Raw genomic sequence first — 23,844 nt, forward strand, 5'->3', positions numbered from 1 at the left:
TCAATCGAGCAGCTTCTCCAAGCCTACGACAAGCCCCGTAAGCTCCCCGACCTTCTTGCACGCAAGCACGACGCCAGGCATGAACGATTCCCTGTTGATCGAATCGTGACGAATCGTCAAGGTCTGTCCCAAACCGCCGAAGATGACCTCCTGATGTGCGACGAAGCCCGGCAGCCGCACGCTGTGGATGCGCATACCATCGACTTCGGCGCCGCGTGCGCCGGCGACTTTCTCCACCTCTTCGGCATGTCCCTGCCGCATACTCTCACGCGCTTCCTTGATCAGCTCCGCCGTCTGCAAAGCCGTGCCCGACGGCGCGTCGAGCTTGTTGTCGTGATGCAGCTCGATGATCTCGACGTGCGGCATATACTTCGCCGCTTGGCGGCTCATGAGCATCATGAGCACAGCGCCGATGGCAAAATTCGGCGCGAGAAATACCGGCGTTTTCTTCTCAACCGCCAACGCCTCAAGCTGCGCTTTTTCGTCCGCTGTCATGCCCGTCGTGCCGATGACGGGCGCGACCCCATGCTGCACGGCAAGCATCGCGTTGGAAAAGACGGCGTCGGGGCGCGTAAAATCCACCATGACATCCGGCTTCTTCTCGATCAAAGCCTGCGCAAGATCCGTTTCCACCATCACGCCGCATTTGCCGCAGCCTGCCGGCTCTCCTGCATCCGCACCGCCGCAGACATCAACGGCAGCGACGAGAGAAAGCTCCGCATCGCCCTGCACCGCCTTGACGACAGCCTGTCCCATGCGCCCGCAAGCTCCGCTGACCAACACCTTTACCAAGATATGCGCCCCCTTCAAATCGGACTGCCGAGCATTTGCCCGCAAGTCCAGCGTGAATCTATTGTATATGAAGCGCATGGAAAAAGTCAATGAATTTCCGTCGGCAATCTTATTCGAACATCGCGCAGAGCCGTCATAAACAAAGCCCTTTCTTCCACCTGCAAAAACCAGCAAATATTTGACGCTGCCCCATATCCCTGCAATAATAGAAGAGCCGTTTATAGCGTATATATGCCCAAATAAAATCAACACACCGAGGAGATTTCCCGTGACAAAAACAGCAAAGGAAAACATCTTGAAACATACAAAAATGCTCGATGAGATCGCCGAGCCGCTTCTTCGCTGGTTCTACAGCGAGAAGCGCAGCCTGCCGTGGCGTGACGATCCCACGCCGTACCGCGTCTGGGTGTCCGAAATCATGCTGCAGCAAACGCGCGTCGAAGCGGTCAAACCGTACTTCGAACGCTTCATCGCCGCGCTGCCCGACGTACGCACGCTCGCCTGCGCTGACGAAACCCTGCTGATGAAACTCTGGGAAGGTCTCGGCTACTACAGCCGCGCACGCCATCTGCAGGCTGCCGCGCAAATCATCTGCCGCGACTACGGCGGCAAAATGCCCGAACGCTTTGCCGATCTGCTCGCACTTCCCGGCATCGGACGTTATACGGCGGGCGCCGTCTCATCCATCGCCTTCGGCGCGCGCGTCCCTGCGGTAGACGGCAACGTGCTGCGCGTCATCATGCGGCTTCTTGCATCGCCTGCCGACATCTTGAAGGACAGTACGAAACGCGCCGTTGAAGAAGCGCTGCTGCCGCGCCTGCCCGAAGCCGCCGGCGACTTCAACCAAGCCTTGATGGAGCTGGGCGCTCTCGTATGTCTGCCGCGCGGGGCAGCACGCTGCACCGTCTGTCCCTTGCAGCGCCTCTGCCTCGCCAAAGAAGCCGATCTGCAAGCGGAACTGCCGAAAAAAACACCGCCCAAACGGCGGCGCATAGAAAAACTCACGATATTCCTCTTGTCGAAAGACGGCAAAATCGCCCTCGAAAAACGCCCCGATAAAGGGCTGCTCGCGGGACTTTGGAGCTTCCCCGCCATGACAGGGCATCTCAAAAAGAACGAGGCAAAAAAAGCGCTGCAAACCATCGGTCTTTCCCCTGCGAAACTTGATGCGCTTCCTGCCGCACAGCACATCTTTTCCCATATCACATGGCAGATGATCGGCTGGCGCGTCGAACTGGCAAAAGATCGGCAAAGCGGCGCCGCCGCTTCAAAGACAGCGCCAACTTCCAACGAAGAAACCGCACAAACGGCTCCCCTGCTCCTTCAGGAAGCCGCCGCCCCCTACGGCACGACGGTAAAGACGCCGCCGCTTCTCTGGGCGACAGCGCAGGAGATCGCCGACACTTACAGCGTACCTTCCGCTTACCGCAGCTATTTTCCCTACATCGGTACACCCGATGAGCAATCCTGAGCGATTGACGCCAAGCTTCATCGACAGTCAATCTCGTAAAAATCATGCACAACCGCCCTGCCGCCGAACCCCTCCTTCTGTGCCGCCAAACCTCGATTGAGCCGCCGTCCCCCATCTTCATTTGATATGCCGAAGTCAAAATAACGGCGATCGCAATAAACCTCCACAAGCAAATGATCGATCAGCGCATCGAGCGCCCCCATCGTTCTCCCTTGCGCCGTATTCATCATATACTGTGTATGCACCGTCGCGCCATTGTCGAAGATGACCGTTCCCGCGAGCATCGCACCATCCTTTTGCGCCGTATAGAGCTTGATATTTTCGGGGAAGCGGCCGGCAAGCATCTGCAATTCCGCCGCCGTATGAACGGGAACCGCATCGTGGCGCTCGCGAAGCACCTCGCTCAGCAAATCGACAAACGTCGCATAATCGCCGCTTTCCTGCAAAGACAGCCCATTCTTATATCCCTTCTTGATCTCACACGCCCTGCCCTTGCGATAGCCGTAACGCTGCGGCAAAAAAATCGTCGATGAAACATCGCGGCGCACGAGTCGCGCCCCATGCACAAACAGAGCGTACAAGTCCTCCTCCGCCGGATAGCGATGGTATATCCACGGCATACTCTTATAGAGCAGTTTCGTCACGCCATGCCCACAGAGAAAGCGGCGCACATCGACGAAAAGATCGACCATTGTCTCCGCCGCCATGCGCTCTCCTACGAGGAAGCCGCCGAACGTCAGACCGCCGTGAGAAACCGCCGTCGCTTCCTGACGCGACAGCGGCAAAAGTGCCAGCAGCCGCTCCTTTTCATCAAAAACGAGAATGGATGCGTCAAAAAAACGCGCCTTATGATAATCCATATAATCGCGCAGGAAAAAAAAGTGACGATTCTTCGCCTTGCGGACAAAATCATCCCAAAGCGTCCGATCCGCCGGCTTATAAAAACATACGCGCATCTTTTCCCCTCCGAAATCATCTAGGACTTCACCAAACTCATGCCATATTCGCATATAAGAAATCAATGACCATCGTCAGCGGGTCGTAAAAACGCCTGCCGCGCCACAAACAGACGTCGGATGCGGGCGCATCATTCCTCTCCATGAGACGCCGCATGAGTACGGGAAATTCCGTGCAGCCGAGAACCACGTCCTTTTCCTCGTATTTTTGCAAAAATGCGGAAAAACGCTCGGCGAGATCAACAGGATAAGCATCTGCCTTGACATATTCGATGAACCGGCGAATCTCTTGATACTCTACCGCGCAAGGTTCACTGACCGCAATATCATATTCGTGCAGACAATCGCGATAGAGATGCTTTTTCAACGCCCCTTCCGCCGCAATCACGAGCACATTTTCAACACCCTTCGCCTTTAACTCACGCCCCAACAAACGAATGGCATGAACGACGCGCTCTTCCGCTTCGGGCACAAGACGGTAAACATCCGGCAAGAAGTAGTGCGACGTGCCGCAGGGAAGGACAATATATCGTACACTTGTCCCCCCCCCGCGAGACTAAAAACCTCATCGAAGAAGCAATCGCAGCAACAACATCCGCATATCCTTCTCCCGTCAAAAGTGCACGTGTGCGGCTGGGCATCGAGAAATCGTTGTCCATAATGATATGCGGATAGCTTCGCTCCGACTCCGAAGCGAATTTTTTCAATACACGCGCAAAAAAATCCAGCGTCGCATAGCCTCCGAAGCCGCCGACGACGCCTAAAACATCCTGCAAAGCACTTCCCCCATCTCATCCTTCTATTTTCTTTGCACAAGCCAGAAGTATGCCGTCGTCTCCCTGCGGTTGCCGAGCGCATTCTCCCAGACTTCGCCGCGCTCGATGATTTTCCAGCCATCCTGCGCCGGAAAAAATTCACGCCAGAGCGCTTCATACTCGTCGATGCCGCGATAAATCGCGCTGTAGTCGTGCGAGAGCTCTTCGGAATACATCTGATTCAAAGTCAGCCGCTTGCCATAGCTTACGGACTCCTTGACATACAATATCCCCCCACGGGATAAAAGGTCTTTTACATTGGATATACACAGAGAGAGATCCTCGTCATTGACATACATCAAAACGCCGTTGACGAGAATACGATCAAAAACCTTACCGCGATATTTCTGCGGCAGAGTCGCAGAAAGCTCTTGAAAGCTCCCGCAGTAAAACTCGCAGTTTTCACGTTCCTTCGCATGTTCCTTTGCCATCTGCAAAAGTCCTTCGCTGTAATCAACGCCGACATAACGCCCATTCCCTGCAAGATGCACGGCAAATTCGTCGCCCCAGCGTCCCACGCCGCAGCCGATGTCGAGGATCAGCGCATCACTCGCCGCCGCAAGCAACGGCGCGATACGCGCCTTTTCCGCACGGTCGCGCTCTAAAGCAAGCGCAGGGTGATTGTCCTGATAGTTCGTATAATTATAGAGATACGGCAGGTCCTTTTGGCAGCGCGCATCAAAGAACGCTTTGACTTTTGCCGTATCGAGCGAAACTTTCTTCTCTCGGATGCGCTCTCCGGCGCTTTTTTCCTGCATTTCAACCCCACGATTCTACAAACTTCAACGCGCGTTCGTAATCGCCGTATGTATCAATATCACAGGCGCGAATCTTGATGCCCGGCAGAGGCAGGTACGGCTCCAGCTGATTGTAAACATGACCCGACGTATAGGCGATGCGCTCTCGCTTCAGGCAGCACGGCCCCGTCCATTCGTAATCCCCCGACGCACGCGAAAAAGACAGCACCTCGCCATGCGCATTGACGCGCACGAAGATGGCGTCGTCCGACATCTTGTCCGCATAGGCGATCCACTCGCCCTGCATCTCTTGGAGCTTCTTCATATCGTCGGGATGCACGAGGAGATCGCCGTCGTACTCCAGCGCGTATTCGTTGCCGTCCCTCGCCCCCAAGTGATAGCTTGCCCCCGTCTTTGTTTCAAAATAGTTGTGGTTGAATACAAACACAGCATCGGGACGGTAGCGCCGAACTTCCTCGATGACATCCTGCGCCTCAAAGCCGACGACGACGCGAATATCCTCGACATCTTGAAAAAGTTCCAGCTGCCAGCGAATCAACGATTTGCCATGAATGTTGATCAGCGCTTTCGTCGTCCCCAGCCCCAGACGCGAGCCGATGCCCGCACAGCTTATAACAACTGATTGAGTTGCCTGCATAATGCCACCTCATTCAACACGAGATAATCTGCCACGGAAATGACGCTCGCCGTCGGCGCATGTGTAAGCCCCGAGGCAATGGCAACATCGGCGGTACGCATCGCCTCGACGTCGTTGTTGCCATCGCCGATGAATACGACGCGATGCCCCTCGGCGCGATACCGTTCGACGACGCTTTCCTTCTTGAGGATGTCCGTGAGCTTTACCACTTGATTGTTTTCGATCATGCCCTCCGAGCAATAGACCTCACAGCCAATCTTTGCAACCAGTTTCGCGACCCAGCAGGAAAGATTCCCTGTAGCAATCGCACAATGTGCACGATTTCGCTGAATAAACGCCACGACAGCCTCATGAAGCGCCACATTCGCCAAAAGCGCATCTATCTCGTCAATCGGCAGCTTCCCTAAAATAAAGACGCGCCGAATGAACGACTCAACAAACGGGATATGCCCCATGACCGTCTGCTTCGTGAGCGTTTCGATCTCCTCTTCCACAGAAAAATGTTTGGCGATGAGCGGCAGCGTTTCTTCTTTCGTGACCGTTCCATCGAGGTCAAAGATAAATTTCGTCATGATTCAAACTCCAATCGAGCATACAATATCATCATAGATAAACTGCGTCGCCGATTTGCGGTGTTCAGCTGCATAGTCGAGGACTTGACGGAAGAAGTTCTCCCTCGCATCCTTCATGGGATCACGCTCGATCAGTACATCGAGAAAATGCTCGATAGCGGCATAATCCGTTCCCGACGCACGATAGAGCAAGGAGGCGACCATCTCGCCAAACTCATTGAAACGCTCCCCTTCGCGCGTGAGGAAGAGCGCGGGCTTATGAACGTACAGATACTCCGCCATAAACGATACACTGTCGAGGATCATCGCATCCGAACTTGCGAAGTAGGCAAGGTACTCTCCCATCTCCACCTTAGCGTTCGGCAATGCGTCCCAGGCACGGCAGTACGCGTCGTATTCATCCAAAGAAGAAAAGACGCCGTTCTTCACACAGCTGAGACCGAGCATCGGATGCGGCTTGAACACCCACGAAGTATCTTCCCCATGCGCTCGCGCATACGCAAGAAAAAAGCGGTGGTTCGCGGCAAACGTAGCGTAATAAGGCTTCTCCGCGATCGAATGATGCGGGGCAAAAATGATCTTCTTTACCGATCCCTTGCCCGCGATCTTCCATGCGGCACGGTCCGCACACGCAGGATCGAGCAGCCCGTCGAGCTTCGGATAGCCGGCGTAAACCATCCCGTACGCGCCAATGTCGCTGTAGCGCTCCGCCATGATGTCGTATCCCTTCGCCAACGTGAAGTTTTTCCAGCAGATATGATGCGCAAACAAGTTGAACTGCATCTTCTGTATATCGGCAAGATAAAAGCCGTACGGGATGTAACAAACGAGCGTCGAAAGCGGAATATCGCGATCCATCCAATGAGAAAGAATCTCCATGTAAGGCGACGTATAGAAAACGATATCAAAATCCCCGGGCTTGACACTGCCGTCGGACAAGCGGTACGGCAGCCCCGACTGCTCGAAATGTTCGATCAGCGCAGGAATCTCCTTGTCAAAGTCCGTATTCACCTGCCAGACGATGACCACGGTCACATCGAAACGCTCATTTTCAGCGAACTTGCGCACGAGCGCGTCGCCGACCCACTCGGCAAGACACGAACTTTGAAAGGCGATGCGAATTTTCTTCTGGGCGCGTATGCGGCGCAGATTTTTCTCCTGCACCTCTTTCAAGCAGTCCAGATAACATTCCTGCCGGATGAGCCGATACATCTCATAGTAAGTTTCGATCTTCATGCCTTTGCTCCTATGCACGTCTGACGTCGGGCTGATAGTCGTTGCAGAGATCCATGACGTACTGTACCTCTTCTTGCGTCATGCCGTTGAACATCGGCAAGCTCAGCACCTCAGCCGCCATATTCTCCGCCAGCGGGAAATCGCCCGCCTTGCCGCCAAGCGCACGATAGCACTGCGCGAGATGCGGCGGCACAGGATAATGAATCAGCGTCGTGACGCCATTCGCCTTCAAATATTGCTGAAAGTCATCGCGATGTCTGCTGCGCACGACGAATTGATGGTATGTATGCTCGGCAGCCGTGCGCTTTTTCGGCAGTTCCAGCCAAGGGTTGACAATATGCGCCCGATAAGCGGCAGCGATGCGCTGCCTTTCCTCGATATCTGCCGCGAGATGGCGCAATCCGACGCGAAGAAGCGCCGCCTGCATCTCATCCAGCCGCGAATTGACGCCTGCAATTTCATTTTGATACTTGACCTTACTGCCATAATTTCGCATCATGCGCAGCGTTTCTGCCATCTCTTCAGAGTCCGTGACGACTGCCCCCGCATCGCCAAACGCGCCGAGATTCTTCGTCGGATAAAAGCTGAAGCAGCCCATGACGCCGAACCGCCCCGTCATACGTCCGCCAAAGTGCGCCCCATGCGACTGTGCGCAGTCTTCGAGTACAGGTATGCCATGCGTTTCAGCGATCTCTAAGATCGCTGCCATATCCGCCGCCTGTCCGTAAAGATGGACGACGAGGATCGCTTTCGTACGCGGCGAGATTGCCTCTGCAAGATGCTCGGCGGAAAGGTTGAAATATTCATCCGGCTCGACAAAGACAGGGCGCGCGCCGTTTTCCGTCACAGCCAAAGCCGTCGCGATATATGTGTTCGCCGGCACAATGACCTCGTCGCCCACCCCCAGTCCCAATGTACGAACGGAAAGGCGCAGCGCATCAAGCCCCGAATTGACCCCCACGGCGTACCTCGCTCCCGTATACGCCGCGAACTCCCGCTCAAACGCCGCCCCTTCATCCCCCAAGATATAGTGTCCGGAACGCAGGACGCGCAAGGCGGCGGCTTCATACTCCTGCCGATGCCGCTCAAACTTTCGCCCCAAGACGGAAAGATCAATCTTCACGCACCCATTCCCCTTCCCTTTGCGACAAACGCAAAAATTCATCGTAGTCGCGGATATAATCCTCTTCTTTATATATATCGGAAGCCAGCACCATAAGAACAGCATCGGATGAAAAATCATACATTTCACGCCACATATAATTCGCCACGTAAAGTCCTTCGTATGGTTTTTCGAGCGGCACGACCTTCTTTTCCCGCCCGTTGTCCAAGCGTATCTTGCAGCTGCCGTGAATGCAGATCAGGATTTGCTCCAAACTTTTATGCGCATGGTGTCCGCGCACGACGCCTTCGAGCGTGTCGTACATGTAGTAGACGCGCTTGATGCGAAAGGGAATATCCGTAAACTCTTCGAGAGCGACGAGCATCCCACGCGCATCGCCATGCGGCTGGAACACATACTTTACGATCTGCATCTCTTCATTCCTCATTTCTTCTCTTCGCGTTCAAACGCAAGAAAACGTCACTTTCTCGCGCACCAATTTCGCCAGCTCTTCGGGAGCGGCGCCGCGCAGATAGGAAAACATGCCCTGCGCCCTCGCCTCATCAATTCTTCGATAGTATTCCTTCGTTTCTTCTGCATAAGCGTACCATATATCTTCTGCCTCATACCCGTCAAAAATATGCCATCGGCACACGGAAGAAAGCTCGGGATGCCTTTGCGCCAAAAGTGCAAAAAACGCTTGGTTATCTCTTATTATTCTCTCCTGCCAGACGTTTTCCCTGTTCGTCGAAATACCGCCGCCATATTCGTACCAAACGAAATTATGATTCCAAAAAGCAAGTCGAATGCCGTCTGCTAACATCATGGTGTAGGCGCGATCCTCCGTAAAGGTCACGCGATCAAGCAAAAGGCGCATATATCCGGTCAAAAGCTCACGCCGCGCCATAAAAGCAGCGCCGCACGGATAATCTTGACAAAGGAGCTGTGCATACGCCGCCGCCGCGAAATCTCCCGCTTCGTATGGCGAAAGATCACGCGGATTCATATAATCCAAGATGCGGTATACCCCCTGCTCCTCGCAATAATAGCACGCACGGCCGAAAGCGGCTTCGTGACCCCCAGCCTCCATGAAAGCGGTCATATCGGCAAGCGCCGTGTCCGCATAGAGATAATCGCCAGGCGAGATGTCCTTGATATACTTGCCGCGAGCCACGAGGTAAGCTGCGAGCGTATTGTGAACCGTCCCATAGTTCTTGGGCGCACGCACAATCTTATAAGCATGAAAATTCCATGCTGCAAAATAATCCTCGATCTCTTCCTGTGCAAGATCTTCCGTGCCATCGTCCGCCACGATGATCTCGAAGGGACAATTTTTCTGCCGCATGATGGATTCCAGCGTCAGTCTCAGCTTCTTATCATCGGGTTTGTACGTCGTGACGCAAACGGAAACGGTAAAGGGATAGTTCATCATCAACGCGATTTCTCTCCTTCTTTTTATCCGCAATTCCCTCATTCTATGTTAATCCATCCTGCATGGAAAATCAAGGGAATCGATGCGTTCCTTGCGAAGCCGCCGAGCATTCTTTTCAACAAGTTTACAGTCGTATTACTACATGGTATAATGAACCCATATATCAAGTGCAGGAAGTGGAAAGCTGCAGGAGGGATTCGGCATGTTTGACGAGACGGACAAGGTCAGCGCCTATGTGAAGCAAAAGAACATCGGCATGAAGATAGACTACAGCGGCAAGGCGCGGCGCGTGCTCAAAGAAAGCGCACCGCAAAGCCCCGCCCCGGACGAAGATCCGCCGACAGAAGAACTCGACGGCGCAAGCCGCGCCATGCGCCGCATCATCCAGCAGAAGCTCTTGAACGGCGACGAACTCATGGCGGACGAGATGCGCTTCTTGAAGCGGTTCGACTCGGGACTCTACACCAAAGCGCGCGCCGCCCAAGACGCGCGGGAAGCGCTCGTGCAGAAGCTCGAAACTGCGGCGTCGAAGGAAGAAGCAAGCGAGGCGTTTCTCATCGCAAGCGGTCTCGTGAACGAAGCGGGCAACGCTGCACGCCGAAAGGATACCGCTGCCGAAAAAGCAGCGAACGGCTCTCCTGCACCATCTGCGGCAAAGACTGCCGCGCACGACATGCATAGCGCAGCGAAACCGCGCACGCGCTGGAAGCTCGATCTGACGGATACAGCGACGAGCGCCCCCGCCGCGAAAACCACGACGACAAAAGCCGCTGTCAAGACGGCGCAGCCCACTCGCACAACAGATGCCGCACCTCATGCGGCGGGCAGCGAAAAGCGCACGGGCAGCGCACCGCCGCCCAAGACAAGCTCCGCTTTCGTGCAGCAGCCGGAGGACACGACAGGCATCGAATTCATCATGGCGCGCGCCCTGCAATCGGCATGGGCAAAATTCACGCAGACGCCAAAGTATCGCGACCTCACAAGCACAACGGAACACTCCGTCGAAAACCTCGACCCCGCAAACATGACCGTAGCCACACGTTATTTCAGCGCATCCCGAGCCTACCGCAACTTGCCAAAGCCCCGCAAAGGCGTACCGATGCAGTCGTTTGACAGTGAGACTTGAAGAAACACGGACAAATTCAGCACTTCCTCACGAATGCGCGAAGAATGGACGGTGATTTTATGCATCTGGCAAAACTCTCTGACAAAGGCCAAATTACTGTGCCGGCAGAAATACGACGTCTGCTCGGATTAAAGGTCGGAGATAAACTCCTGTTCTTCCAAAAGAACGATGGAGAAATCGTTGTGCAAAATGCATCTTCTCAAGCGATTCGCAAAGCACAGACCGCTTTGATCGGGGCTGCCGAAGCCTTGGGAATCACGAATGAGCAAGATATACAAGCCTTGGTAAACGAAGTTCGATACGGAAAAAAATATGCGGATATTGGTTGATACAAACATCTTGTTTTCCGCCATCCTCTTCCCTCATTCCAAACCGGCACAGGCTCTCCTGCACATTGCCACGCATCACACCATCGTTCTGTGTGAGCAAAACCTTACGGAACTGCGGGATATTCTGCAACGAAAAGCCCCCCAGTTCCTGCCCGCCGCCGAAGCGCTGCTTGCAGAAATGTCCTATGAGCAGATTCCTCCGATAGAGCACGCGGAAAAACAAATCCGCGACACGAAGGATCAGCCCATCTTAAATGCAGCCGTCGTGTACCATGTGGATATTATCCTTACAGGGGATAAGGATTTCCTCAGTCTCGAAATGAATCATCCAACCCCCATGACAGCAGCACAATTTTTGACCCTTCACGGTATGGAAAAGTAATCCTTCAAGGATTCTTATATCTCTTTTCGTAAAAAGCCGCCCTGCGCCGGGGCGGCTTTTTCATCTCATGCACACAGCGAAATCACGACATGTTCCAACAATTCCTCGCCGCCCTGTCCTGTCTTGAGCAGATAGTCGGCATCGATCAGCGAGAGCATCGCCTGCTTCAGTACAGGCTCGGAAAACTTCTCGCTCGCGCGTCCTACTTTTTCCGCGATAAAAGGATTGAGCTGCATCGCGGGGCCGAGCGACTTGCCACGCACGCCCTGCGCCATGAATAGCTTCGCCTGCCACAGCTGACGCACATGGCGCACCATGAGTGCAAGCAGCACCGGCGGATATACGCCGTCCGCCAGTTGACGGCGCAGGAGCGTCAGCGCTTTCTTGACATCTTTCTCGCTCACTGCGTCCATCATCGCAAACGACGACACTTCCGGCAGCCCCGAAAATACAGCGGCAAGCGTCTTCCTGTCGATCCGCTTCTCCTCCGTATAGAGCGCGAGCTTTTCAAACTCCTTGTCGAGATACGACAGCGACACCTCATGCATCATACCGACGGCGCCCATGAAATACGCATACGCCTCGCGATCAAACTCCTTGCGCAGTTCAGCGAGTTTGCCCGCGAGCCAATCGCCGATCTCCCACGGGCGCACAGCGTCGGCGTCAAGCACCGCGCCTGCCTTTTCGACCGTCTTGTACGCCTTGCGCCGCTTATCCGCCTTGCCCGAGCTGACGAAAATCACATAGGCGTACTCGGGCATATCGGAGAGCAGATGCAGCAATCGCTCATCCTTCTTGTCCGCACCGCTCTTCTTCGCCCCCTTCGTTCCCTGCTTTGCTGCATCGCCCGCTGTTTCATCTCGCGCAGCCTTCTTTTTCTCACGAAAGAGCGCACTGTCCTGCACGAGCACGACATGCTTCGGCACAAAAAACGGCACGGTTTCCAAAAGAGCACATATCCCGTCAGCATCCATGCCGGCAGGCGCTTCTTCCAGACCGTCCTGCCGTCCTTCGCCCGCAGGGAAAATGCGCTCTAAGATCGCCGCTTTTGCCTTTTCTATGTAATAGTGCTCCTCACCCGCAAGCAGATAGACATGTTTCAGCGGCTCCTTGCGAAGCGCCGCCATGAACGGCCCGTACTTCAATGCCTCACCTCATTCGTTCCAAAGAAGCACGGATAAATTCAGCGCTTCTTCAAAAACAGAAGCTATGACAAAAGAGCCATAGCTTCTGCACGGATGTTTTATTACATCGTTTTTGCGCTTACATCACATTCTGCGGCTTGCCCGCAAGATACGCCTGCACATTTTGGAAGGCAATGACGGCGCGTTTTTCCATCGCTTCCTGCGTCGCGAAGCCGACGTGCGGCGCAAGAATGACATTCGGCGCATGAAGCAGCGGATGATCGCCCGCGATCGGCGGCTCACCTTCAAAGACATCGATGCCTGCGCCCGCGATGCGGCCTTCCTTGAGCGCGTCCGCCAGCGCTTGACTGTCAACGACAGGGCCGCGCGCCGTGTTGATGAGGATCGCCGTTTTCTTCATCTTGGCGATTTCCGCCGCGCCGATCAAGCCTTTCGTTTCCGCCGTCAACGGCACATGCAGCGAGATGATGTCCGACACTTCCATCAGCTCGGCAAGCGGCACATACTTCGCTTCGTCGATCTTCGTTTCCTTGCGGTTGTAGTAATACACCTCACAGCCGAACGCCTGCGCAAGCGCAATCGTACGCCTGCCGATCGCCCCCGCGCCGACGACGCCGAACTTCTTGCCCGAAAGTTCGATGCCGAGAAGCCCCGCACGCGTCTTGCCCGCACGCACCGCTTCGTCTGCGGCAAGCATCTTGCGGTAAAGCCCGATTGCCAAACCGATGGCAAGCTCGCTGACCGCCTCGTTCGCATAGCCCGAGCAGTTGGATACGATGATTTCATGCGCTTTGCAATAATCCATGCCCACATGATCGACGCCCGTAAAAGCGACGCTCAAGAGCTTGACATCTTTAAGCTCCTGCAGGACATTCTCCTTGAACGGCATATTCGCGAGCATGACAAGCTCTGCGCCCTTGGCACGCGCAGCCTTCTCCGCATCGTCCTTCGGCGGCGTGTTGCAGTAGACCATCTCAAGGTCGGCGGGCAGATACTCCTTCTTCAGCGCCTCCGCCTGCGCCTCCGTGATCCCCAACGGCTCCGCGATTACCAGTTTCATGCAGATCCTCCCTTTCTTGAAACGACAAGAATGTTTGGATGCTCCCTCTTGCCCCGCATCCGATATGATGTTTCTATTATATCATATCGTTTCATCGAATTCATCCCATACCTGCACGAGTTTTCCGCAAATCCCTGCGTTTCTCCGCTTTTCTTTTTTACGGAAAAATGCTATATTCAAAGATAAAACACCAAGGAGCGATACCATGAAACCACATACCAAAGGCATCCTGCTCGTAGCGCTCGGCGCACTGCTCTGGGGCGGCTCCGGCGTCGCCGCACAATTTCTGCTGCAAGAACGGGGCTTTTCTACCGAATGGCTCGTCATGATGCGCATGTCGCTCGCCGGCATGCTGCTTCTGCTGCTCGATGCGGCAAAGAGTCGGGAAAATATTTTCTCTCTGTGGCGGAACCGTCCTGCGGCAAAGCATCTCCTCATCTTCAGCATCTTCGGTATGCTCGGCGTGCAGTACACCTACTTTTCTTCCATCGAGTACGGCAACGCGGCGGCGGCAAGCGTACTGCAATACCTCATGCCAATCATCGTCGTCCTATGGAGCGCCTTGAAAAGCCGCTGCCTGCCGTCGCTGCATGAGATCTGCTGCGTGCTGCTCGCCTTCGTCGGCACCTTCCTCATCGTGACGCGCGGCAGCTTTTCGATGCTTGCCATTCCGCCGCTCGCGCTCTTCTGGGGCGTCGCTTCCGCCTTTTGCGCCGCCGTCTACACCATACAGCCAAAATGGCTCTTGGAACACTTCCGCTCGCCGCTCGTCATCGGCTGGGGAATGCTCCTCGGCGGCATCTTGCTCATGTTCTTTCATGCGCCTTGGGACTTTTGCGGCGATGTCGATGCCGCCGCCCTTCTCGTCTTCCTTTACGTCGTACTCTTCGGCACGGTCATCGCTTTTTGGTCGTACCTCGAAAGTCTTAAATACATCCGACCGAGCACCGTCGGCATCCTATGCTCCATCGAGCCTGTATCCGCCGTATTCTTCTCCACCGTGCTGCTCGCCGTTCCTTTCGGCATCGCGGAATCCGTCGGCGTACTTTTGATCTTAACCTCCATCGCCCTGCTCAACCGACGCTGATAGAGCGTCTTCTCGTGCATGACTTTTCGCCGAACTTTCCCCCTATGCTATACATTTTCAGCGAAATCATGTAAGATAGAGAAGGAACAAACAACGGTTTCAAGGAGGAGAAATCTATGGGAAACATTGATACCACCTGTGTAAACGCGATTCGCGTCCTTTCGGCGGATGCCGTGCAGAAAGCGAACTCCGGACATCCCGGACTGCCGCTCGGCGCGGCGCCGATCGCCTACGAGCTTTGGGCGCATCACATGAAGCACAACGGCAAAAATCCAAACTGGGCAAACCGTGACCGCTTCATTCTCTCTGCCGGACACGGCTCCGCCATGCTCTATTCCCTGCTGCACCTTTTCGGCTACGGTCTGACGATCGACGATCTCAAGGACTTCCGACAAGACGGCTCCTTGACCCCGGGTCACCCCGAGTACCGCCATACGCAGGGCGTCGAAGCCACGACAGGGCCTTTGGGCGCAGGTATGGGCATGGCAGTCGGCATGGCGATCGCCGAAGCGCACCTCGCCGCCGTCTTCAACAAGCCGGAGTTTCCCATCGTCGATCACTATACCTTCGTCCTCGGCGGCGACGGCTGCATGATGGAGGGCATCTCCTCCGAAGTCTTCTCATTGGCAGGCACGCTCTCGCTCGACAAACTCATCGTACTCTACGACAGCAACAACATCTCCATCGAAGGCGACACCGACCTCGCCTTCACCGAAGATGTCGAACAGCGCATGGCGGCGTTCGGCTTCCAGACGCTCACGGTCGAAGACGGCACCGACCTTGCCGCCATCGGCAAAGCCATCGAAGCGGCAAAAGCCGACAAAGAGCGTCCGTCGTTCATCACGATCAAGACGCAGATCGGCTTCGGCTGCCCTGCCAAAGCAGGCAAGGCGAGCGCCCACGGCGAGCCGCTCGGCGAAGAAAACCTGCGGGCGCTCAAGGAAAATCTCGGCTGGGAAAATCCTGCGGAGAGCTTCTCTGTCCCCGCCGCCGTCTACGAACATTATGACACCCTCGCCGCCGAAGGCGCCGCTCTTGAAGAAAAATGGAACGAACTTTTCGCCGCCTACTGTGCGAAATACCCCGAAGAAAAGGCTCTCTGGGATGCTTACCACGCGCCCGTCGATGCTGCAGCGCTCCTCGAAGATGCCGTCTTCTGGGCGCATGACGACAAGCCTGCCGCCACCCGTGCGCTGTCTGGCAAGATGATTCAACGCCTCAAAGACATCGTGCCGCAGCTCATCGGCGGCAGCGCAGATCTTGGACCGTCGAACAAAACCGTGATGGCGGATGCGGGGGATTTCAGCCGCACAGATCGCGCCGGACGCAATCTGCACTTCGGCGTGCGCGAGCTTGGCATGGCGGCAATCGCCAACGGCCTTGCGCTGCACGGCGGCATCCTGCCCTATGTCGCTACCTTCTTCGTGTTCAGCGACTACATGAAGCCCATGCTGCGCCTCGCCGCGCTCATGGGGCTGCCCGTCGTCTACGTACTCACACATGACAGCATCGGCGTCGGCGAAGACGGCCCGACACACGAGCCGATCGAGCAGCTCGCCATGCTGCGCGCAACGCCGAACGTCCACGTCTTCCGCCCCGCCGATGCGACAGAAACCGCCGCCGCCTGGTACAGCGCCGTAACGAGCAAAGATACGCCGACCGTCCTCACGCTCACGCGACAAAACCTGCCGCAGCTTGCAGGCAGCTCCAAAGAAGCCTTGAAAGGCGGCTACATCATCTCCGAAGCCCAAGGCACGCCGCAAGGCATCCTCCTTGCCACAGGCTCTGAAGTATCGCTCGCCCTCGAAGCGCAGGAAGCACTCGCCAAAGACGGCATCGCCGTGCGCGTCGTCTCCCTGCCGTCCGTCGATGTTTTCGAGCAGCAATCCGACGAATACAAGGAAAGCGTCCTGCCGAAAGCCATCCGCGCACGCATCGCCGTCGAAGCGGCATCCGACTTCGGCTGGGCACGCTACACAGGAATCGACGGCGCGACCGTCACGATGCAGGGCTTCGGCGCCTCCGCCCCCGCCGACGTCCTCTTCAAGAAGTTCGGCTTCACGAAAGAACATGTCGTCGCGGCGATGAAACAGGCGCTTGGTACAACCTAAGGAAACACTGATAAAATAAAGTCGCCCAGATCTGCACAGACAGATGGCTAAATTATGCCGAGCAGGAAACAGCTCGACAAGATTCATGTGCAGGTCAAGGGAATCGATATGAAGTAAACACATAAAAAACCGCTGCCAAGAACATCTCTCAGCAGCGGTTTTTTACATGTATCCCGTTAGAGCGCTTGTGAATCAAAGGTAACGAGGTTGAAATCATCCGTGTATTTTTAATATCGATCGCGTTCCGTCAATGTGTAGCCGCAACGGCATTCTCCACGAAAACTGCCATTGCCATAAACGGTTTGATTGTAGACCTTCCCACATTTCGGGCAACGAAGAGCAATCTGCCTAGCAGTTTTTTTCATCTCTTTCATCGCCTTTTTCATATCGTTACCACCAAAACCGAACAGTCCCATACAAATCCTCCTATTCCAAACAATAAATCTTAACTTCGTTTATACCATGATTTCCCGGCATTTGTCGAAGAAAATAATCCTTTTTCGGTAGTTGCTAAAATTTCACTTCCATGAAGCGCTAAATCGAAAAAGGCACCTTGACTAGAACGATTTTCATATCGATGGTACCAACTGCGACCACCATTCGTTGAAGATTCTAGTTCAAAACTGTTTTTAGGAGATATTCTGAGAATCTCCTTACCTAAGTTTAACATGATAGGCATAATCCCACCTCCTCCCTAAATCTTTGTAAATATTATAATACATATTGTCCCCCCCGCAAGAACTTTTGTATATTTTTTAAAAAGAAACATTTCTATATTCCATTTTTCTTACACCGCCTTTATGTAGCGAATACCACGATACATTTGGCGCAGCAGACACACAAACAAATCATGCAAGATTCATGGAACTGATGCGGGAAATCATTATAGACATTTGTGCGTGTAGTTTATCAGTGTTTCCGCGTGAAAGCACAGATAAGCTCTGCGCTTTCGATAGAATTCGACAGAAAAAAACAGAGTGCCGACAGCGACACTCCGTTTTCTTCTGTTGAGATGCACGGTTCGATACAACATACCCGGCAAGGGGCTTGCCCATCAATCGAGCCGAATCTCTTTCTTCTTCAACTCTTCCTGCTTCCTGCCTTCCTCCGCAAGCAGCATTTTCGCCTTTTCAAGCTGCCATGCGACCTGGCTGTACGATGTGCCGCCCAAGGAATTGCGGTTCTTTACGCAGGTTTCAGGACGGATGGCTTCTTTTATATCGTCCGCGAAGAGGTCGGACAAGGCGCGGAATTCTTCCAGAGTCATGTCTTCGAGCCACTTGCCCTGCTCGATGCAAAGATGCACGGCGCGTCCTGCGACGGCGTGCGCTTTTCTGAACGGCATGCCCTTCTTCACGAGGTAGTCGGCGAGGTCGGTGGCATTGGAGAAGTCTTCCGTGACGGCGCGTTTCATGACGTCGCCTTTGACCGTCATGCCGCGCAGGAGAGCAGTGTAGACGGCGAGGCTGAATTTCACCGTGTCGATGGCATCAAACACGCCCTCTTTGTCTTCCTGCAGATCCTTGTTGTAAGCAAGCGGCAAGCCCTTGACGATCGTGAGCATCGCCATGAGGTGACCGATGACGCGCCCGGTCTTGCCGCGCACAAGCTCAGAGACGTCGGGATTCTTCTTCTGCGGCATCATGGATGAGCCTGTGCAGTGAGCATCGTCCAACTCGATGAAGGAGAATTCGCGCGAGCACCAAAGGATGATTTCCTCAGAGAGCCGCGACAGATGCACCATGAGGATGGATGCGGCGGAGAGGAATTCCATGATGTAGTCGCGGTCGCTGACGGCATCGAGGCTGTTCGTGTAGACAGCGTCGAAGTGAAGCTCCTCTGCCACGAACGCACGGTCGATGGGGAACGTCGTGCCCGCAAGCGCACCCGCGCCGAGCGGCATGATGTCCGCACGCTCATAGACGCCCAAGAAGCGCGAGAAGTCGCGTGCGAGCATGGAGAAGTAGGCGAGCATGTGGTGCGAGAAGAGGATCGGCTGCGCACGCTGCAAGTGCGTGTATCCCGGCATGATCACGTCGGGATAGCGCTCCGCCGTCTCGACGAGCGCACGCTGCAGGTCGGCGATGCAGCCGAGCACGGCGAGCGTCTGCCCGCGCACATAGAGGTGCGTGTCGAGCGCGACTTGGTCGTTGCGGCTGCGCGCCGTGTGCAGTCTGCCGCCCGCCTCGCCGATCGCGTCGGTCAGACGCTTCTCAATGTTCATGTGGATGTCTTCGAGCGCGACGGAAAAATCGAAGTCGCCGCGCTCGATGTTTTGCAGAATGTCACGCAGCCCGGAGATGATGGCATCTCTATCCGTTTCCGTGAGGATGCCGCACTTGGCGAGCATCTTCGCGTGCGCGATACTGCCCGCAATATCCTCGCGGTACATGCGCTTGTCAAAGGAAATCGACGCCTGGAAATCGTTGATCATCTCGTCCGTGCTCTTGGAGAAACGACCGCCCCAAAGCTGTTCGCTCATTCTTTCCCCGCCTTTTCCTGCATGAGAGCGCGTACCTTCAAGGGCAAGCCGAAGAGGTTGATGAAGCCCGTCGCATCGGACTGGTCGTAGACCTCGTCGCGCTCAAAGGTCACGAACTCCTGACTATAGAGCGAATACGGCGACTTCGCGCCGGCGCTGATGATGTTGCCCTTGTAAAGCTTCAAGCGCACCGTACCCGTGACGCTCTCTTGCGTGCTGTCAACGAACGCCTGCAGCGCTTCTCTGAGCTGGCAGAACCACATGCCGTCGTAGACGAGCTCACCGAAGCGGATGGCGACGCCTTCCTTGTAGTGGTACGTCGCGCGGTCGAGGCACAGATACTCAAGCTCGCGGTGCGCATAGTAAAGGATCGCGCCGCCGGGATTCTCGTAGACGCCGCGCGACTTCATGCCGACGAGGCGGTTTTCGCATATATCCGTGATGCCGACGCCGTTTCTCGCGCCGATCTCGTTGAGTTTCGTCAGAAGTTCGACCGCGCCGAGTTTCTCTCCGTTGACAGCGACGGGAATTCCCTTCTCGAAGTCAATCGTGACGTACTCGGGCTTGTCGGGCGCGTCCTCGGGAGCTTTCGAGATCAGGAACATCTCGTTCTTCGGTTCGTTCCACGGATCTTCAAGGTCGGAGCCTTCATGCGACAGGTGCCAGATGTTGCGATCCATGCTGTACGTCTTGTTTTCCTCGGCGACGGGAATGCCGTGCTTCTTCGCGTATTCGATTTCTTCCGTGCGCGAGCCAAGCTCCCACTCACGCCACGGAGCGATGATCGTGAGGTTCGGCGCGAGCGCTTTGACGGTAAGCTCGAAGCGCACCTGATCGTTGCCCTTGCCCGTCGCGCCGTGCGCGATGGCGTCCGCGCCCTCCGCTTTCGCGATCTCGACGAGACGCTTGGCAATCAAGGGACGCGCGAACGACGTGCCCAGAAGATACTTGCCTTCGTAGACCGCCTGCGCCTTGAGCGTCGGCCAGACGTAGTCTTCCAGGAACTCCTGCGTGAGATCTTCGACGTATGCCTTCGACGCGCCGGACTTCAGTGCCTTGTCGTGCACGGGAGCGACCTCATCACCCTGCCCGATGTCCACGCACGCCGCGATGACCTCGCAGCCGTCATAGTTCTCCTTGAGCCACGGAATGATGACGGAGGTGTCCAGACCGCCCGAATATGCGAGTACGACTTTCTTCACTTTTGCCTTTGCCATGAAAAAACAGCTCCTTAAAATAGTTTATATGAAAGAATACTAGATGCAATGGGATTTTCCTGCTAGTCCGCCATCAAAAGCGCTAAGATCGCCTTCTGCGTATGTAGGCGGTTCTCCGCCTCGTCGAAAATGACGTCAGAGAATTTCTCTAAAACGTCGTCTGTGATCTCCTCGCCGCGATAGGCGGGCAGGCAGTGCATGACGATGGCGCGTTTGTCGGCGGCGGCGAGCAGGTCGCTGTTGATCTGGTACGGCGCGAAAATCTTCTTGCGCTCCTCGTGCTCCGCCTCCTGCCCCATGCTCGCCCATGTGTCCGTCACGAGGATGTCGGCATCCTTCGCCGCTGCAAACGGGTCGGTCACGAGCGCGATGCTCGCGCCCGTCTCCTTCGCATCTTCCTGCGCCCTCTGCGTCACTCCTTCATCGGGCGCGTAGTCCGCAGGCGTCGCGGCGACGAAGTTCATGCCCGTCTTTGCCGCCGCATACATCAGAGAATGCGTCATATTGTTGCCGTCGCCGACGTACGCCATCTTCAGCCCTTTGAGATTCTTTCCCTTGTGCTCACGAATCGTCAGAAGGTCGGTCAGCGCCTGGCACGGATGGAGGAGATCGGTCAAGGCGTTGATGACGGGAATGTCGGCGTACCTAGCAAACTCCTCCACCTTCTCATGCTCGAAGGTGCGGATCATCACGCCGTCGAGATAGCGCGAGAGGACGCGAGCCGTATCCTTGATCGGCTCGCCGCGCCCGATCTGCAAGTCGCGGTTCGAGAGGAAGAGCGCCTGTCCGCCGAGCTGGAACATGCCCGTTTCAAAGGAGACGCGCGTCCTCGTCGATGATTTCTCGAAGATCATGCCGAGCGTCTTGCCCGCGAGAACGCGATGCTCGATGCCCGCCTTCTGCATCGCCTTGAGTTCTTCGGCAAGCGCGAGAATCGCCTCGACCTCCTCAGAGGACAGATCATGGATGGAAAGTAAATCCCTGCCTTTTAACATACATTTTCCTCCCCTTCAACCCTTGGCGTACTTCGCCAGAATCGGCTCCAGGATCGCACAAAGTTCGTCGATGTGCGCTTCCTTGACAATCAGCGGCGGCACGAAACGCAGGACATTTCCCGCCGTGCAGTTGATGATCGCGCCGTACTCCAAGCACTCGTTGACAATCCAGCGCCCCTCAACGGTCAGCTCCATGCCGAGCAGAAGTCCCTTGCCGCGCACTTCCTTGATGAGCGCCGAATACTTCTTTTGAAAGCCTTCGAGCTTTTCACGGAAATACGCGCCGACCTTATCGACGTGACCCAAGATGCCCTCTTTCTGCACCGTGTCGAGCACGACGTTCGCCGCCGCGCACGCGAGCGGATTGCCGCCGAAGGTCGTGCCGTGATCGCCCGCATGGAACGCGCCCGCCACCTCGTCCGTCACGACAAACGCACCGATGGGCACGCCGCCCGCCAGCCCCTTGGCAAGCGTCACGATGTCGGGCTGCACGCCGAAATGCTCGTAAGCGAACATCTTGCCCGTGCGCCCCATGCCGCATTGGATCTCATCGAAGATCAAGAGTGCGCCGTTCTCGTCGCAAAGCTCGCGCACGCGCTTCAAGTATTCTGCCGTCGGCACATGGACGCCGCCCTCACCTTGAATCGTTTCGAGCAGGACGGCGCACGTCTTCGCACTCATCATCTCTTCCAGCTCTTCGATATTGCCGTAATGCACATAGTCGAATCCCTCGGGCAGCGGACCAAAGCCTTCGTGATACTTCGGCTGTCCCGTCGCGGTCAATGTCGCGAGCGTGCGTCCGTGAAAACTGTGCCACGCCGTGATGATCTGCGACTTTTCAGGATCTTTCGCGTGCGCATACTTGTGTGCGATCTTGATTGCGCCCTCGTTCGCTTCCGCGCCCGAGTTGGCGAAAAACGCCTTGCCCAACCCCGAAAAACGCACGAGCCTTTCCGCTGCATCCGCCTGCGCCTGCGTGTAGTAGAGATTCGAGCAGTGGATCATGCGCCCCGCCTGTTCGGCGATCGTCTGGACGAGCGGCGCATAGGCGTGGCCGAGTACGTTGACCGCGATGCCCGCGAGGAAGTCGATGTACTTCCTGCCGTTGTTGTCGAAGACGTAGACGCCCTCGCCGTGGTCGAGCACGATCTTATAGCGATTGAATACGGGCAGATAGCCCGCCGCGTCCTTCGCGTAGATTGCTTCATCTGTTTCTTTCATCATTTCCCCCGCTTTCCCATGCGCCGTCACTTCACGACCTGCGTGCCGATGCCCGCCGAGGTGAAGATTTCCAAGATGATGGAGTGGGCAAGCCTGCCGTCGATGATATGCGTCTTTGCCGCGCCCGCATCGAGCGCCCTCAGGCACGCTTCCACCTTCGGAATCATACCGCCCGTCAAGGTGCCATCCTCGATATAGCGGCGCGCCTCGGCTGCCGTGAGCGTCGAGATGAAGGATGATTTGTCCTCATAGTCCTTATAGACACCCTCGACATCCGTCAAAAGCAGGAGCTTTTCCGCCGCAAGCGCACCCGCGATCTCCGCCGCCACATCATCGGCATTGATGTTGTAGCTCTCACCGTCCGCACCGACGCCGATCGGCGCGATGACGGGGATATAGTCGTGCGCGATGAGATCGCGCAAAAGGCGCGTGTCGATGGTTTCGACCTGTCCGACATAGCCGATGTCGATCTTCCTGCTCGCTTCGCCCTCGTAGACCGTCGCGAGCTTCTTTTTCGCGCGGATGAGGTTCGCATCCTTGCCCGACAGCCCGACGGCGCTGACGCCGCGACGGTTGAGGAGCGTCACGATGTCGGAGTTGATCTTGCCGTCGAGCACCATCTCGGCGATCTCGACCGTTTCCGCGTCCGTCACGCGCAGACCGCTGATGAACTGCGTTTCTTTGCCGACCTTGCCGAGAAAGCCCGTGATCTCGGGACCGCCGCCATGCACAATGACGGGCTGTATGCCGACGTACTTCATCAGCGCCACGTCCTGCATGACCTTTTCCTTGAGCTCTTCATTGATCATGGCGTTGCCGCCGTACTTGACGACGACGGTCTTGCCATAAAATTCCTGTATGTAAGGCAGCGCTTCGACGAGGATCGCCGCCTTGTCATTTGCCGCAAACATCGCTTCA

General features: G+C 55.8%; 25 protein-coding genes. 6 read left to right on the forward strand and 19 right to left on the reverse strand.

What is annotated here, in order from left to right; translation table 11 throughout:
* The gene (gene dapB, locus ACO5Z0_RS08295) at nucleotides 1-792 is read right to left on the reverse strand and encodes a 4-hydroxy-tetrahydrodipicolinate reductase (RefSeq protein ID WP_485649908.1); all 792 of its coding nucleotides are present in this window, start codon (nucleotides 790-792) and stop codon (nucleotides 1-3) included.
* Nucleotides 793-1,102: 310 nt separating this feature from the next.
* Here dapB and mutY point away from each other — a divergent pair, with 310 nt between their 5' ends.
* Nucleotides 1,103-2,263 (forward strand): A/G-specific adenine glycosylase, encoded by a 1,161-nt coding sequence (gene mutY / locus ACO5Z0_RS08300; RefSeq protein WP_485649975.1) that lies wholly within the window; start codon nucleotides 1,103-1,105, stop codon nucleotides 2,261-2,263.
* Nucleotides 2,264-2,280: 17 nt separating this feature from the next.
* On the opposite strand, the gene ACO5Z0_RS08305 is transcribed toward mutY, so the two are convergent.
* The 9 genes from ACO5Z0_RS08305 to ACO5Z0_RS08345 form a co-directional block, all read right to left on the reverse strand.
* A complete protein-coding gene (locus ACO5Z0_RS08305) occupies nucleotides 2,281-3,219 on the reverse strand; it encodes a GNAT family N-acetyltransferase (protein WP_485649909.1) in 939 nt (312 codons plus the stop codon).
* A 37-nt stretch (nucleotides 3,220-3,256) separates the two neighbouring features.
* Entirely contained in the window at nucleotides 3,257-3,745 is a 489-nt protein-coding gene (locus ACO5Z0_RS08310) for an aspartate/glutamate racemase family protein (RefSeq protein ID WP_485649976.1), read from the reverse strand.
* Between the two features lie 273 nt (nucleotides 3,746-4,018).
* Complete coding sequence (locus ACO5Z0_RS08315) at nucleotides 4,019-4,792, reverse strand: class I SAM-dependent methyltransferase (RefSeq protein WP_485649910.1); 774 nt, start codon at nucleotides 4,790-4,792, stop codon at nucleotides 4,019-4,021.
* Between the two features lies 1 nt (nucleotide 4,793).
* The gene (locus tag ACO5Z0_RS08320) at nucleotides 4,794-5,429 is read right to left on the reverse strand and encodes an NTP transferase domain-containing protein (protein ID WP_485649911.1); all 636 of its coding nucleotides are present in this window, start codon (nucleotides 5,427-5,429) and stop codon (nucleotides 4,794-4,796) included.
* Nucleotides 5,402-6,001 carry an HAD-IB family phosphatase gene (locus tag ACO5Z0_RS08325; RefSeq protein ID WP_442672322.1) on the reverse strand — a complete coding sequence of 200 codons (600 nt, stop codon included), beginning with the start codon at nucleotides 5,999-6,001 and terminating at the stop codon, nucleotides 5,402-5,404. Before ACO5Z0_RS08325 ends, ACO5Z0_RS08320 begins: the two co-directional genes overlap by 28 nt.
* Nucleotides 6,002-6,004: 3 nt before the next feature.
* Nucleotides 6,005-7,237 (reverse strand): CDP-glycerol glycerophosphotransferase family protein, encoded by a 1,233-nt coding sequence (locus ACO5Z0_RS08330; protein WP_485649912.1) that lies wholly within the window; start codon nucleotides 7,235-7,237, stop codon nucleotides 6,005-6,007.
* Nucleotides 7,238-7,247: 10 nt separating this feature from the next.
* Complete coding sequence (locus tag ACO5Z0_RS08335) at nucleotides 7,248-8,360, reverse strand: DegT/DnrJ/EryC1/StrS family aminotransferase (protein ID WP_485649913.1); 1,113 nt, start codon at nucleotides 8,358-8,360, stop codon at nucleotides 7,248-7,250.
* Nucleotides 8,350-8,772: a sugar 3,4-ketoisomerase gene (locus ACO5Z0_RS08340; RefSeq protein ID WP_442672325.1), complete on the reverse strand. Its 423-nt coding sequence runs from the start codon at nucleotides 8,770-8,772 to the stop codon at nucleotides 8,350-8,352. Before ACO5Z0_RS08340 ends, ACO5Z0_RS08335 begins: the two co-directional genes overlap by 11 nt.
* 30 nt (nucleotides 8,773-8,802) lie before the next feature.
* Nucleotides 8,803-9,771, reverse strand: coding sequence for a glycosyltransferase family 2 protein (locus tag ACO5Z0_RS08345; protein WP_485649977.1), 969 nt, complete (start codon nucleotides 9,769-9,771; stop codon nucleotides 8,803-8,805).
* Between the two features lie 202 nt (nucleotides 9,772-9,973).
* On the opposite strand from ACO5Z0_RS08345, the gene ACO5Z0_RS08350 reads away from it, so the two are divergent.
* The 3 genes from ACO5Z0_RS08350 to ACO5Z0_RS08360 are packed head-to-tail and all read left to right on the forward strand — an operon-like array spanning nucleotide 9,974 to nucleotide 11,608.
* Nucleotides 9,974-10,897, forward strand: coding sequence for a hypothetical protein (locus ACO5Z0_RS08350; RefSeq protein ID WP_485649914.1), 924 nt, complete (start codon nucleotides 9,974-9,976; stop codon nucleotides 10,895-10,897).
* Entirely contained in the window at nucleotides 10,894-11,226 is a 333-nt protein-coding gene (locus tag ACO5Z0_RS08355; protein WP_485649915.1) for an AbrB/MazE/SpoVT family DNA-binding domain-containing protein, read from the forward strand. The genes ACO5Z0_RS08350 and ACO5Z0_RS08355 overlap by 4 nt, the downstream gene beginning before the upstream one ends.
* Nucleotides 11,210-11,608 (forward strand): putative toxin-antitoxin system toxin component, PIN family, encoded by a 399-nt coding sequence (locus ACO5Z0_RS08360; protein ID WP_485649916.1) that lies wholly within the window; start codon nucleotides 11,210-11,212, stop codon nucleotides 11,606-11,608. The genes ACO5Z0_RS08355 and ACO5Z0_RS08360 overlap by 17 nt, the downstream gene beginning before the upstream one ends.
* A gap of 65 nt (nucleotides 11,609-11,673) precedes the next feature.
* On the opposite strand, the gene holA is transcribed toward ACO5Z0_RS08360, so the two are convergent.
* Nucleotides 11,674-12,753 (reverse strand): DNA polymerase III subunit delta, encoded by a 1,080-nt coding sequence (gene holA, locus ACO5Z0_RS08365; RefSeq protein ID WP_485649917.1) that lies wholly within the window; start codon nucleotides 12,751-12,753, stop codon nucleotides 11,674-11,676.
* 118 nt (nucleotides 12,754-12,871) lie between these two features.
* A complete protein-coding gene (locus tag ACO5Z0_RS08370) occupies nucleotides 12,872-13,813 on the reverse strand; it encodes a 2-hydroxyacid dehydrogenase (RefSeq protein ID WP_485649918.1) in 942 nt (313 codons plus the stop codon).
* A gap of 205 nt (nucleotides 13,814-14,018) precedes the next feature.
* On the opposite strand from ACO5Z0_RS08370, the gene ACO5Z0_RS08375 reads away from it, so the two are divergent.
* Nucleotides 14,019-14,900 carry a DMT family transporter gene (locus tag ACO5Z0_RS08375; RefSeq protein ID WP_485649919.1) on the forward strand — a complete coding sequence of 294 codons (882 nt, stop codon included), beginning with the start codon at nucleotides 14,019-14,021 and terminating at the stop codon, nucleotides 14,898-14,900.
* A gap of 116 nt (nucleotides 14,901-15,016) precedes the next feature.
* Nucleotides 15,017-17,011 (forward strand): transketolase, encoded by a 1,995-nt coding sequence (gene tkt / locus ACO5Z0_RS08380; protein ID WP_485649920.1) that lies wholly within the window; start codon nucleotides 15,017-15,019, stop codon nucleotides 17,009-17,011.
* A gap of 227 nt (nucleotides 17,012-17,238) precedes the next feature.
* Here tkt and ACO5Z0_RS08385 read toward each other — a convergent pair whose 3' ends face one another.
* The 7 genes from ACO5Z0_RS08385 to argB form a co-directional block, all read right to left on the reverse strand.
* The gene (locus ACO5Z0_RS08385) at nucleotides 17,239-17,427 is read right to left on the reverse strand and encodes a hypothetical protein (RefSeq protein WP_485649921.1); all 189 of its coding nucleotides are present in this window, start codon (nucleotides 17,425-17,427) and stop codon (nucleotides 17,239-17,241) included.
* A gap of 29 nt (nucleotides 17,428-17,456) precedes the next feature.
* The gene (locus ACO5Z0_RS08390) at nucleotides 17,457-17,690 is read right to left on the reverse strand and encodes a hypothetical protein (RefSeq protein ID WP_485649922.1); all 234 of its coding nucleotides are present in this window, start codon (nucleotides 17,688-17,690) and stop codon (nucleotides 17,457-17,459) included.
* Nucleotides 17,691-18,065: 375 nt separating this feature from the next.
* A complete protein-coding gene (gene argH / locus ACO5Z0_RS08395; RefSeq protein WP_485649923.1) occupies nucleotides 18,066-19,493 on the reverse strand; it encodes an argininosuccinate lyase in 1,428 nt (475 codons plus the stop codon).
* Nucleotides 19,490-20,710: an argininosuccinate synthase gene (locus ACO5Z0_RS08400; protein ID WP_485649924.1), complete on the reverse strand. Its 1,221-nt coding sequence runs from the start codon at nucleotides 20,708-20,710 to the stop codon at nucleotides 19,490-19,492. Before ACO5Z0_RS08400 ends, argH begins: the two co-directional genes overlap by 4 nt.
* Nucleotides 20,711-20,772: 62 nt before the next feature.
* Nucleotides 20,773-21,705 carry an ornithine carbamoyltransferase gene (gene argF / locus ACO5Z0_RS08405; protein ID WP_485649925.1) on the reverse strand — a complete coding sequence of 311 codons (933 nt, stop codon included), beginning with the start codon at nucleotides 21,703-21,705 and terminating at the stop codon, nucleotides 20,773-20,775.
* 15 nt (nucleotides 21,706-21,720) lie between these two features.
* Complete coding sequence (locus ACO5Z0_RS08410; RefSeq protein ID WP_485649926.1) at nucleotides 21,721-22,926, reverse strand: acetylornithine/succinylornithine family transaminase; 1,206 nt, start codon at nucleotides 22,924-22,926, stop codon at nucleotides 21,721-21,723.
* Between the two features lie 26 nt (nucleotides 22,927-22,952).
* A complete protein-coding gene (gene argB / locus ACO5Z0_RS08415; protein WP_485649927.1) occupies nucleotides 22,953-23,837 on the reverse strand; it encodes an acetylglutamate kinase in 885 nt (294 codons plus the stop codon).
* Nucleotides 23,838-23,844: the final 7 nt, after the last annotated feature.

It is taken from the genome of Selenomonas sp. (genome assembly GCF_057272215.1).